At 61.0% G+C, this 12336-nt stretch carries 10 protein-coding genes; 3 read left to right on the forward strand and 7 right to left on the reverse strand.

Annotated features, from left to right (window positions below; translation table 11 throughout):
• Window positions 1-185 precede the first annotated feature (185 nt).
• Complete coding sequence (locus tag BGO89_05675) at window positions 186-2603, forward strand: ATP-dependent helicase HrpB (protein OJX59706.1); 2418 nt, start codon at window positions 186-188, stop codon at window positions 2601-2603.
• On the opposite strand, the gene BGO89_05680 is transcribed toward BGO89_05675, so the two are convergent.
• Genes BGO89_05680 through BGO89_05710 form a run of 7 tightly spaced genes read right to left on the reverse strand, consistent with a single transcriptional unit; the run spans window position 2590 to window position 9426 of the window.
• On the reverse strand, window positions 2590-3219 hold the full coding sequence (locus BGO89_05680; protein OJX59707.1) for a hypothetical protein: 630 nt from the start codon (window positions 3217-3219) through the stop codon (window positions 2590-2592). The genes BGO89_05675 and BGO89_05680 overlap by 14 nt on opposite strands.
• Window positions 3198-3947 (reverse strand): imidazole glycerol phosphate synthase subunit HisF, encoded by a 750-nt coding sequence (locus BGO89_05685; GenBank protein OJX59708.1) that lies wholly within the window; start codon window positions 3945-3947, stop codon window positions 3198-3200. The genes BGO89_05680 and BGO89_05685 overlap by 22 nt, the downstream gene beginning before the upstream one ends.
• The gene (locus BGO89_05690) at window positions 3947-4663 is read right to left on the reverse strand and encodes a hypothetical protein (protein OJX59709.1); all 717 of its coding nucleotides are present in this window, start codon (window positions 4661-4663) and stop codon (window positions 3947-3949) included. Before BGO89_05690 ends, BGO89_05685 begins: the two co-directional genes overlap by 1 nt.
• A complete protein-coding gene (locus tag BGO89_05695; GenBank protein OJX59710.1) occupies window positions 4660-5244 on the reverse strand; it encodes an imidazole glycerol phosphate synthase, glutamine amidotransferase subunit in 585 nt (194 codons plus the stop codon). Before BGO89_05695 ends, BGO89_05690 begins: the two co-directional genes overlap by 4 nt.
• The gene (locus BGO89_05700) at window positions 5244-6284 is read right to left on the reverse strand and encodes a hypothetical protein (GenBank protein OJX59711.1); all 1041 of its coding nucleotides are present in this window, start codon (window positions 6282-6284) and stop codon (window positions 5244-5246) included. The genes BGO89_05695 and BGO89_05700 overlap by 1 nt, the downstream gene beginning before the upstream one ends.
• Window positions 6281-8533, reverse strand: coding sequence for a hypothetical protein (locus BGO89_05705; protein OJX59712.1), 2253 nt, complete (start codon window positions 8531-8533; stop codon window positions 6281-6283). Before BGO89_05705 ends, BGO89_05700 begins: the two co-directional genes overlap by 4 nt.
• Complete coding sequence (locus tag BGO89_05710) at window positions 8530-9426, reverse strand: ATP phosphoribosyltransferase (GenBank protein ID OJX59744.1); 897 nt, start codon at window positions 9424-9426, stop codon at window positions 8530-8532. Before BGO89_05710 ends, BGO89_05705 begins: the two co-directional genes overlap by 4 nt.
• Window positions 9427-9801: 375 nt before the next feature.
• On the opposite strand from BGO89_05710, the gene BGO89_05715 reads away from it, so the two are divergent.
• Both BGO89_05715 and BGO89_05720 read left to right on the forward strand, forming a co-directional pair.
• The gene (locus BGO89_05715) at window positions 9802-11136 is read left to right on the forward strand and encodes a hypothetical protein (protein ID OJX59713.1); all 1335 of its coding nucleotides are present in this window, start codon (window positions 9802-9804) and stop codon (window positions 11134-11136) included.
• 1 nt (window position 11137) lies between these two features.
• Window positions 11138-12331: a hypothetical protein gene (locus BGO89_05720; protein ID OJX59714.1), complete on the forward strand. Its 1194-nt coding sequence runs from the start codon at window positions 11138-11140 to the stop codon at window positions 12329-12331.
• The last annotated feature ends 5 nt before the right edge of the window (window positions 12332-12336 follow it).

The raw sequence follows: 12336 nt of genomic DNA on the forward strand, positions 1-12336 counted from the left end.
CACGAACGACACGTCGAATCGATCATCCGACGACCCGCCACATGGCGGGTCGTTGCGTTTTCGGCATGACGTCGGCGTATGCACGACCATCATCACGTCATCGGCAGGGATGATTCGAACGATACCTGCTCCCTCCGCCAGCGAACGTAACTTGCCATCGACATCATCATGCATTCCCATCCTCGATGCCCGTCTTCCCTGCCCTTCCCATCGTCGACGTCCTGCCATCGATCCTCGATGCATTGTCGGGACATTCGTCCTGCATCCTCGAAGCGCCGCCGGGTGCGGGCAAGACAACGATCGTTCCGCTCGCCCTGCTCGACGCTCCCTGGCTGAAGGACAGGCGCATCATCCTGCTCGAGCCGAGACGCCTCGCCGCACGTGCCGCTGCACGACGTATGGCCGATCTGCTCGGCGAGGACGCAGGACGCACCGTGGGCTACCGCATGAGGATGGATACGAAGGTATCGAACAGCACACGCATCGAAGTCGTGACCGAAGGGATCCTCACACGGATGCTCTCGTCCGACCCGACCCTCGCAGATACGGCCATCGTGATCTTCGATGAATTCCACGAGCGATCGCTGCAGGCCGATACCGGACTCGGTCTCTGTCTGCTCGGACGCGACCTCGGCGATACCGACCTGCGCATCATGGTGATGTCGGCAACGCTGTCGTCCCTCGACCGGTTACGCACGCTGCTGCCCGAGGGCACCCCGGTGATACGCTCGGAAGGACGGATGTATCCCGTCGAGACGACGTACATGACGTCGACGCCGACGCGCCATCTCGATCACCTGATGTCGGCCGCCATCGTGGATGCCCTGCATGATCATGACGGCGACATCCTCTGTTTCCTGCCCGGCACGGCGGAGATACGCCGTACGCTCACCGCGGCGTCAACATCGTTGGACAAGGCAGGCATCACGAACGTCGATCTCATTCCACTCTACGGTGATCTCGATGTACGCGAACAGGATCGGGCCCTGCGTCCGTCACCGGCCACACGACGCAAGGTCGTCCTGGCCACGTCCATCGCCGAAACCTCCATCACGATCGACGGCGTCCGCGTCGTGATCGACGGTGGCCGCAGCCGCGAGCCACGATTCGATCCGCGTATCGGCATGTCCCATCTCGTCACCGTACCCGTCTCCCGCGATGCTGCGGAACAGCGTCGGGGTCGGGCCGGACGTACGGCCGAGGGGACGTGCATCCGGCTATGGACGCGAACCGAACAGGAACAGCTTCCCGAGCGGAGATTGCCGGAGATCCTCACTGCGGACCTCGCTCCCCTCGCTCTCGACCTCGCAGCCTTCGGTGCATCCGTACAGGACGTACCGTGGATCGACGCTCCACCCGACGGGCACTACCGCCAGGCGATCGAACTGCTCCGCGAACTCCATGCTCTCGACGACGACGGAAACATCACCTCCGATGGCCGCGAAATGGCCCGCATGGCCATGCATCCGCGAATGGCACATATGATCCGCAGGGCACCCGAAGCACGGCGCATGGCCCTCATCCTCGCAGTCCTGCTCGGTGAACGCGACATCCTGCGCGCCGTCCGCGACGCCGATCTGCGTCGTCGTGTCGCCATCATCGATGGCATGCACGACGATCAGGCCGACATGCAGGCGGTACGTTCTGCGCGACAACGTCTGTCGGTGCTGGAACGTAATGCCGCCGATCCCGCATCGCCCCTCGATATGGACTCCTGTGGCCGCATCATGAGCCTCGCCTATCCGGACAGGATCGCACGACGCAAGGACGCCTCATCTCCATTGTATCTCATGCGGAACGGACGTACGGCGCGACTGTACGACCATGATTCCCTGATTGAGCACGAGTGGCTCGCCATCGCAGCACTCGACGGTACGGCGAGCGACGTACGTATCGGGCTCGCAGCACCGATGACGGAAGAGGACGTGCTGGGCAATGCCGGACAGGATGTCGTGACGGTTCCGGTATTCGGTTGGGACGACGATGCAGGCACCGTCGTCGCACGCATACGTCGTTCTCTCGGCTCCATTGTCCTGCAGGAACACGACGATCCGGATGCGGATCCATATGCCATCGCAGCGGCCCTGGCGGAGCATTATGCGCGGAACGACTGGAAGGACCTTCCCTGGACGGATGCTGCACGCATCCTGTATCGACGCATGACGTTCGCCGGCATCGACGTTCCGATATCCGTATGGACGGAAGCCCTCGTCGGATGCCGGAAGCGCAAGGATGTGGAGCGGATCGACGTCCGTTCCATCCTGGATACCGCGATGTCATGGGAAGAACGCCAACGCCTCGACCGGCTTGCGCCGACGCACTACACGGTGCCCAACGGACGCCGCATCGCGATCGACTATTCGGATCCGGAACGCCCCGTCCTGGCCGTACGGTTGCAGGACATGTTCGGTGTGAAAACGCAACCTCGCGTCGCCGATGGCCGCATCGTACTCACCGTCCACCTTCTCTCGCCTGCAGGACGTCCAATACAAGTGACACAGGATATAGGCGGGTTCTGGAGCGGAAGCTATGCGGAGGTGCGAAAGGAAATGCGAGGCAGATACCCGAAGCACACGTGGCCCGAAGATCCTACGACGATGTGACCATCATACGCCGACCATTCCGCGATGCCAGCCGCTCCTCCACTTCCGAAAACCGGTGGCCGCGTACGTGGAGCAGGACAAGGACGTGGTAGAGAAGGTCAGCAACTTCGTCGACCAGCTGCTCGGGCGCGGCAACGGCTGCGAGAGCTACTTCGAGGCCTTCCTCACCGACCTTCTGCGCACAGCGATGGATGCCCTCGCGCAGCAGACGTACGGTGTACGAATGCTGATCACCGGAAGCGCCACGCAGAGCGATGATGTCCTCGAGATCGGCAAGTCTGAATATGGCTTCCTGGTCATCGAAACATGATGGGCTTCCCGTATGGCATGTCGGTCCCGCCGGCCTGGCCTTGATGAGAAGGGAATCGGCATCGCAGTCGGCGTGAATGGAGACGACGTTCAGCACATTGCCCGACGTCTCGCCCTTCGTCCACAACTCCTGCCTCGAACGACTGAAGAAGGTGACCCGACGCGTCGTCATCGTCGTATCGTAGGCATCGCTGTTCATGTATCCGACCATCAACACGGAACCACTGTCCGCATCCTGGACCACCACGGGGAGAAGACCCGTGATATCGTCATACTTGAGTATCATCACCGCACCTCGATTGAACATGTCCGCAAATAGTTCTTGAGCGTATCGACCGTACACTCCCCCCGATGGAACATGCCTGCTGCGAGCACAGCGTCTGCTCCGGAGACCAGCGGGTCGACAAAATGTTCCACTCGTCCGGCGCCACCACTGGCGATGAGCGGAAGCCGGACCGTATGCGCTACCGCCGCGATCACATCCGTATCGAATCCGTCCTTCGTACCGTCCCGGTCGATGGACGTACACAGTATCTCCCCTGCACCACGTCCCTCGGCCACACTGGCCCATTCCAGAGCATCGAGACCGGTCGTACGCTTCCCGGAGTGCGTCATGACCTGCCATACGTGGCCCTCACGACGGACATCGACGGCCAGAACGACGCACTGACTGCCGAAGGCTGCGGCACAGCGGTCGATCAGCGATGGATCGGCCACGGCAGCGGTATTGACGGCGACCTTGTCGGCACCGCATCGCAACATGTGCTCCATGTCGCGTTCCGAACGTATGCCACCACCGACGGTGAACGGGATGGCTATGGCTGCGGCTACATCCTCGACGACGGCGGCGAAGGTCGACCGCTCCTCGATCGTCGCCGAGATATCGAGCAGCACGAGCTCGTCGGCGCCATCCTGTGCGTAACGCATGGCCAGTGCAACGGGATCGCCCACATCGCTCAGGTTCTCGAACCGTATACCCTTCACGGTGCGCTTGCCCATGACGTCGAGGCACGGTATGATACGTCGGGCAGGCATCAGGACATCCCTCCGATTTCGTCGAGAATACGCTCGTCGTCGAGCCACGCCCGTCCGATCACCGCCCCATCCATTCCGATGGCTGCCAGCCCGTTCATGTCTTCCCGTCCTCGTACGCCACCACTGGCGATGAGATGCGCAGAAGCATACCGTTCACGTAGACGTTCGTACGACGCGAAGGCCGGCCCGTTCATCATACCGTCGCGGGAGATGTCGGTGATCATGAAGCGGCACAGACCTCTGTCCGTCATGTCGTCCATGACGTCGTCGATACGGAACGATGAGGTCTCTTTCCATCCACGGATACGTACGGTTTCCGCAGCGACGTCGATGGCCACGATGATCGCATGCGACCCGTACTGCGCAGCGATATCACCGACCGTACGGGGTTGTACGACGGCCAGTGTTCCAATGCAGACCATGGCCGCACCGGCATCGAGCAGGCGCCGTACATCGTCTCCGGTGGAGATTCCACCACCGACGTCGACGACGAGCGAGGTCGTACGCGCGATCTCCGACACGACATCGAGGATGCCGTGTCGTCCACTGCGTGCTCCATCGAGGTCGACGAGGTGAAGACGCTTCATGCCCGCACGTTCCAGTCGATGGGCATAGTCGAGCGGTGATCCATCGTAGTACGTGACGTCATCGAAACGGCCATTCAGGAGGCGAACGACACGTCCATCGAGAATGTCGATGGCAGGAACAGGTATCATAGTCGGAGGAAATTGTTGAACAGACGTTGGCCATCGTCACCGCTCTTTTCGGGATGGAACTGCACTCCTATGGTGAGCCCATCCACGACCGCCGCCGCGAATGACCGTCCGTGCCGGCATGTCGCAGCCCTTCGGCTGCTCACATCCGCGGCATAGGAATGGACGAAATACATCCAGCTTCCTTCAGCGATGCCGTCGAATACGGTCGTCGAGATATCCGTGATCCTGCTCCATCCCACATGCGGGATCTTGCACCCTTCTGCATCCGGCAAACGGCGTACGATACCCGGCAGACGCCCGATGCACGGAACGTCGCCTTCCTCCGACCACTCGAACAGCACCTGCATACCGAGGCAGATTCCGAGGAGCGGCATCGTACGGCGCCGCAGGACATCGACGAGCCCTGCTTCATGCAGCGACGACATCACTCTCGCCGCATGCCCTACTCCAGGCAGGATGACGTGATGTGTCGATTCGACGACGCCGGCGTCTCTCGTGAGAACGGCTTCCCTGCCCGCACGACGTATCGCGTGGATCACGGATCGCACGTTGGCTGCGCCCGTATCGATGACAGCTACCATCAGAGCCTCCCCTTCGACGAAGGGATGGCATCCGATGGCACGTCGCGAATTGCGTCGCGCAATGATCTGCCGAGTCCCTTGAACATGCTCTCTACGATGTGATGGTCGTTGACACCGTCCGACTCCATGTGCAGCGTACACCGCAGACCGTCGGCGAACGACCGGAAGAAGTGCTCCACCATCTGTGTCGGCATGGTACCAAGACGCTCCTGACGCAATGCCGCCTTCCATCGGAGGAATGGTCGATCGCTCAGGTCCATGGCCACGAGAGTACGCGCCTCGTCCATCGGCAGCACGAATCCGTACCGACCGATCCCGCGCTTGTCTCCGAGAGCGTGTCGCAACGCCTCACCAAGAGCCAGGCCCGTGTCCTCGATCGTGTGATGGTCGTCGACATGAAGATCACCAACCGTGGTGATCACGGCATCCATGCCGGCATGGACGACGATCTGCGTGAGCATGTGGTCGAAGAATCCGATTCCCGTCGATATCGTACACGAACCGTCCCCGTCGAGGGCGATCCATCCGCCGATCCGCGTCTCCTTCGTCGTGCGGTCGATACCAGCTCTTCTTCGTCGTCGCTTGAGGAGTGAAGCGACCTCGTCCCATGACGACAGGTCATGTGCCTCCGGTACCGCACCGATAGTCGACGCAGTCCATTCGTCGACCAGCCGCAACCGGCCGACCTCCGGAGCTATATCGAATGACGGGGTCCAGTCACCATGGCCGAGAACGAAGGAACGACCCGCATCCATGATTCCGTCGTATCGCCCGTTCGACCGATCGGCCCGGATTTCATCGAGCCCGATCCCTTCCGAAGCGAGAACGTCCGTCAGGATATTCCACGCCATTCGACGAGTATCGCCCTGCCATACGGATCGTCCTTCGTCCGCAATCATCATCACCACATCGTAGCCCAGTCCGACGGCTACGCGCAACGCTCCGATGGCACCTTGCCGTAGCGACGGTATCGCTCCGTCATCATCGGTACGACGAAACAAGGTCTCTTCGCCATCCAGGAAGAGTATGGATCCATTCATCGTTCACCCCTCAACGCATCGATGACCTGGACGTTCTGCTCGCGCGTACCCACCGTGATACGAAGGTGACCGACACAATCGATATCGTCGGTACGGCTCCGCACGAGGATGCCGCGACGTTCGAGCAGCGACGTCGCCCTATCCGCATCCCGCATACGCACGAACAGGAAGTTGGCCGAGGACGGATGAACGTCGACGACGTCATCGAGCAGCATCAACTGCGAGGCCAGCCAGTTACGTTCGTCACCGATCGCCTGTACGGTCTTCTCCATCGTTCCGCCATGATGACGTATCGCATCCGCAGCCATGCGCTGCGTCATCGACGATACGTTGAACGGAGCACGGATCGCATCGATCGCGTGAACGACGTCGGGATGGGCGAGCAGCACACCGCAACGGAGCCCGGCCAGACCCCAGGCCTTCGACAGCGTACGCAGTACGATCAGCCTGTCCTCGTTCATGATCATCGACGTGCAGTCGGCATCCTCCGCGAACTCCACATAAGCATGATCGACGACGACGTATGCGGATGTTTCCCGAAGGAGCCTCAGAACATCGTCGAGTGGCGATACATTCCCCGTAGGGTTGTTCGGCGAACAGACGATGATCATGCGGACACTTTCGTCGACGGCTGCGATGATGCCATCGACGTCGAGTGCGAATCCGTCCATGCGTCGTACGTTCCGTACGTCCACCTTCGATGCGGCGGCACAGCGGTCGTACATCACGAAGGTCGGAGGAGTGTTCACGACGACATCCCTCCTCGGTTCGCAGAGCGCACGTATGGCGAGATCGATCAGTTCGTCGCTACCGTTCCCGCAGACGATACGATCGGTCGGAAGGCCATAGTATCGACCGAGAGCCTGACGCAGGTCCGTACAGGCGGGATCGGGATAGCGGTGCAGATCGTCACCGTACGGTGAGCCGAAGGCGTTCTCGTTCGCATTCAGCGATATCGGCGTCAGACGCCGGGTAACGGCCCTGGCATGCGCTTCGAGTCGTTCAGTGCGCGCCAACGTCGTAACGGTCGGAGCGATGGCCTGCAACGCCGACTCCGTCGCACGCTGCACCGTCATCGTCACGCAGAAACTGTCCAGCGTCACGCCACTGACACGTCCCGCCCATCCTCCCGTCGGCAACGTATGGTTCGTACCGCTCGCATAGTCTCCAAGCGATTCCGGTGTGTACGGTCCGAGGAATACCGATCCTGCCGCCGTGATCCTGCCGCAGACCTGTTCGAGACAGTCGGGATCACCATCGTCCATGATCACGATGAGGTGTTCGGGTGCATAGTCGTTCGTGAAGGCGATGGCCTCGGCCCGATCGTCGAAGACGATGGCCAGACCATGTTCGAGAGCACGTCCTGCGATATCCTTCCTGGGCAGTATGGCAAGTTGTTCATCCAGGGCCTTGTACGTACGCTCGACCGATGCGGCACTCGTCGTGACCAGCACCACCTGACTGTCCGCACCATGCTCGGCCTGAGCGAGAAGGTCCGCCGCAACGGATTCGGCATCGGCCGTTTCGTCGCAGAGCACCAGCACTTCCGATGGACCGGCGGGAAGATCGATGGCCACGCCATACAGCGATGCACGCTGCTTCGCAGCCGTGACCCATGCATTACCCGGACCGAGAATCTTCTTCACCGGCTTCACGGATTCCGTGCCGTAGGTGAGCGCTGCGATGGCCTGCACGCCGCCGATGGCATGCACTTCACGAATGCCGCACAGTACGGCGGCAGCCATGATGGAGACGTCGGGTCGACCCGTCGATGGATCGGGTGGAGAACAGATGACGATACGTCCGCACCCCGCCTCGACGGCAGGGATGGCGAGCATGAGTACCGTCGAACACAACGGAGCGGATCCACCGGGAATGTAGAGCCCGACCGCATCGATCGGCCTCGTCTCCATCCTGCATATCAGGCCTGGCATCGTTTCCACCTCGACGGCAGGCCGGCGCTGGGCGTTGTGGAACGTGCGGATATTCCCGGCAGCCGTTCGCATCGCCGTGATCGTGTCGGCATCGAGCATGGACGACGAACGCTGCAGTACGTCGTCGGGAACACGACTCGTCACGATGTCGACATCGTCGAACTGGCGTGTCCAGCGACGAACGGCGGCGTCGCCACGCTGGCGGACGTCATCCATGATGACCGCGACGTCCGACCACAGCGCTTCAGGATCGGCTACGGGTCTGCGCGTCAGTGACATCCATCGTTCACGTGGCGGGTTGATGATCGTCTTCATTCTATCAGCTTCTCGATAGGTGTCACAAGGATGCCTTCGGCGCCATTGGCGCGCAGCTCGTCGATGATGTCCCAGAACCGGTCTTCGGGAATGACTGCATGGACGCTGCTCCATGCCGGACGTGCGAGCGGCATCACGGTAGGGCTCTGCAGTCCTGGCAACAGATGGATGATATCGGCGAGAGCGGCGTTCGGCGCATTGAGGAAGATGGCCCGCATCGACCGGGCGCGAAGGACGGCATCGATCCTGAACAGCAGCCGGTCGCGTTCCGTCACCGTCGCCTCGTTCACCGCATCGTTCACGATCACCACCGCTTCGGACTGCATCACCGTCTCCACTTCACGAAGACCGTTCATGAGCAGGGTCGACCCCGAGCTCACCAGATCGCAGATCGCATCGGCGAGACCGATGCTTGGTGCGATCTCCACCGAGCCGCTTATCTCGTGAACGTCGGCCACGACACCCTGACGACGCAGAAAGTCATTCAGTAAACGCGGATACGATGTCGCGATCCGCAGGCCCCGCAGATCGTTCGTTCCCGAATAGTCCATCCCTCGAGGCATGGCGATGGAGAGACGGCATCGGGCGAAGCCGAGACGCCGGACGATCATCGCACGGCATCCATGCTCGGTCACGACGTTGTCGCCGAGGATACCCGCATCCGCCACTCCCGACGCCACCGCATCGCAGATGTCGTCGTCGCGGAGAAAGAGCACGTCGAGAGGAAGGTTGGCGGCAGGCAGTACGAGGCGTGCCTCCTGATGTCCGAGGGAAAGACCGCATTCGCGCAGAAGGCGCAGTGAATCATCCGTCAGACGGCCACTCTTCTGAACGGCAAGACGGAAGGGCCTTAGGCGTCGGGCCACGGCGGTTCGATTCGGCAGGGACGTCATGATCATGGGCATGGACTCGATGAAAAAGAAAAAGGGCCGTTCCCGGTGAGAGAACGGCCCTTGATGGGTCGATTGCTATGGTCGGAATCAGCCGATTCGCGTCACCATTCTCACCGCACGACAGCATACACCGTGATGCACATGGATGTGCACGGCGTGATGATGGGTGCGATGATGGTTGCGGCTGATCATTGTGACGGCAAAGCTAGAATCGTTTCGAGGACATTTCCAAATATCCTTCCGATATCATCACCGCCATTACCATCGTCGAGGCCCTGCGGAATCGGGATCGGAGCTCCCTTTCGAATTTCTTTAGAATCGTCCCGTTGCTTTGCACATCCCACATCAGGACGAACGGAATCCATGAAGCCAAGGATGTCGATATGGGCGCTGTCGGTCATCACGACCCTGGTCGGCTGCGCTACCGAAAGCAGGGTGAATCGCAGGACGATCGACGACGCAGTGAAGGCGTATTCCGGTGCCGGTATCGGTGAGCGCAAGGAAGCCGGGCGCTTCGACCTCCCGCCAGGTATCACGCTGGATAGCGGAATCACGATCGACGATGCGGTCGCCATCGCCCTTCGCAACAACGCACAGTTCCAGGCCGATCTGGCTTCCATGCCCATCGCCGAGGCGGATGTCGTCGATGCCGGAACGATTCCGAATCCCGTCCTGCGCTACCTCTCGCCGAACGCGGGAATCGTGGCCCAGGGGTATCTCAACGTGGCCATCGACGTCCTGTGGCAGCGACCTGCCCGTATCGAAGCCGCACAACGGGATGCGGAACGCATGGCGTCCCTGCTCATACGTCGCAGCTACACACTGATCCGCGATGTACAGGTCGCCTATATCGATCTCCAACTGGCGCGCGAACGTGCGCATCTGCTCACGGAAAACCTTGCCTTGCGAACCCAGCTTTCCGAGATCGCCGGTTCACGGCTGCGGCACGGAGACATCAGCGATCTGGAAGCCACCGTCTCACGGACGGACTCCGCGACTGCGGCCGACGACCTGCAACGTGCCGTTCTCGATACACTTCTGCTCGGCAACAGACTCACGACACTCCTCGGAATGCAGACGACCGATACGACGCTCCGGCTCACGGTGAAGAAGGTACATGATTCCCTCGTCCTGCTTCCGAAGGAGCGCTATCTCGAACTCGCCTGGTCCTATCAGCCGGAAATGGTTGCAGCGAAGGCCGCCATAGAAGCCGCGGGAGAACGGATCGGATGGGAGAAGTCGAAAGTCGCCTCGCTCACCGCAGTGCTCAACTATCAACACGTCAACGGCACATCAGGTAATGCATGGCTTCCCAATGCCGTGAATCCCGGCATACAGATCGAACTGCCGATCCTGAACCGGAACCAGGGCAAGATCATGCGGGCGGAAGCGGAGCTGGATCAGGCCATGCTGCAATACGTCGCCTTACGACAGCGCATCGCACTCGACGTAACGGATTCGTACAACAGATACGCACAGGTGTGGAACTCCTGTGCCATCTGGAATACCGACATGCTTCCTTCGCTCGAACAGGCCGTACGGCTCGTACGGGAATCGTACAGACGCGGCGATATCTCCTACCTCCCCGTACTGGAAGCCATGCGCCAGCTCGCGAACGGCAAGCTCAGGAAGGCGGAGATCGAGGCGGAGCTGCAACGAACGGTAAGTCAACTGAATTACAGTATCGGCAAGAATATCCCAGGTCAATGACATGCGTCGACTCCGTCATATCGCTCTCTGCACGGCATCCACTTCCCTGCTCTTCGCATGCGGACCGGATCACGATCAACCGCACGAACCGCCAGCCTCGGTGGACAGGATCATGAAGGAGGCCGACCTGAATACGGTCACCCTCACGGACAAGGCCATCGAACGACTCGGCATCACGACCGCAGCAGTGGAGCGCAGATCCGTCGGCGACAGTCGGCTCGTCGCTGGAGAGGTCATCGCCATGCCGGGCCGTACCGTGACGCTCACCGCACCAATGGCCGGTACGGTGCTCGATGCGAAGCCGGGTGACCCACTCACGTCAGGACGCAGTGTACGCAGAGGCCAGCGCCTGTTCCGGCTGCTCATCCTGCCATCCGAACGCGATCTGCTCAGCGCCCGCGAGGATGTCGCACAGAAACAGGTGCAGTACGATGTCGTCGTCGAGAAAGTGCATCGGGCCGAACAGCTCCTCAAGGAACGTGCAGGAAGTGTAAGGGCCAAACAGGAGGCCGATGCCGAGCTTGCGGACATCACGGCGTCGCTGCGCGTCGCACAGGCACGACTCGAGTTGCTACGCGGTCATCCGAACGGCGACCTCGCGGATCGTCTGTCCACCCTCGACGTCGAAGCGCCGATCGAAGGGATGATACAGCGAGTCTTCATCGGCTCTTCGCAGGTAGTGGCGACTGCAGCTCCCATCCTCGAGCTGACGTCGACATCGACGCTCTGGGTACGCGTTCCCGTCTACGCCGGTGATGCGGACCGGATCGATCGTATGGCGAATGCATACATCCAGTCCCTGTCCGGCGATTCTCCCGAACATCCTTCCATCGCCGCACGCCCGGTGAACGGACCGATGACGGCCGACCTCGTAGCCACATCCGTCGATCTGTATTACGAGATCGACAACAGGAACGGACGCTTCCGTCCGGGACAACGTATCGGCGCATCGATTCCCCGGCAGGGACGGCAATCGTCCCTCGTGATAGCGTTCTCCGCCGTGCTCTACGATCCGTCCGGCGGCACATGGATATACGAACGCACGGGTGATCGCACGTTCGTGAGGCGAAGAGTGGAAGTGGATCACGTCGAAGACGGAATGGTCGTCCTGCGGAGAGGTCTGACCGAAGGTACACGGGTCGTCACGACCGGTGCGGCGGAGTTGTTCGGCACGGAGTTCGGAGGAGGCAAGTAAGTGCG

Source organism: Candidatus Kapaibacterium thiocyanatum (assembly GCA_001899175.1).
GTDB classification, from domain to species: domain Bacteria; phylum Bacteroidota; class Ignavibacteria; order Kapaibacteriales; family Kapaibacteriaceae; genus Kapaibacterium; species Kapaibacterium thiocyanatum.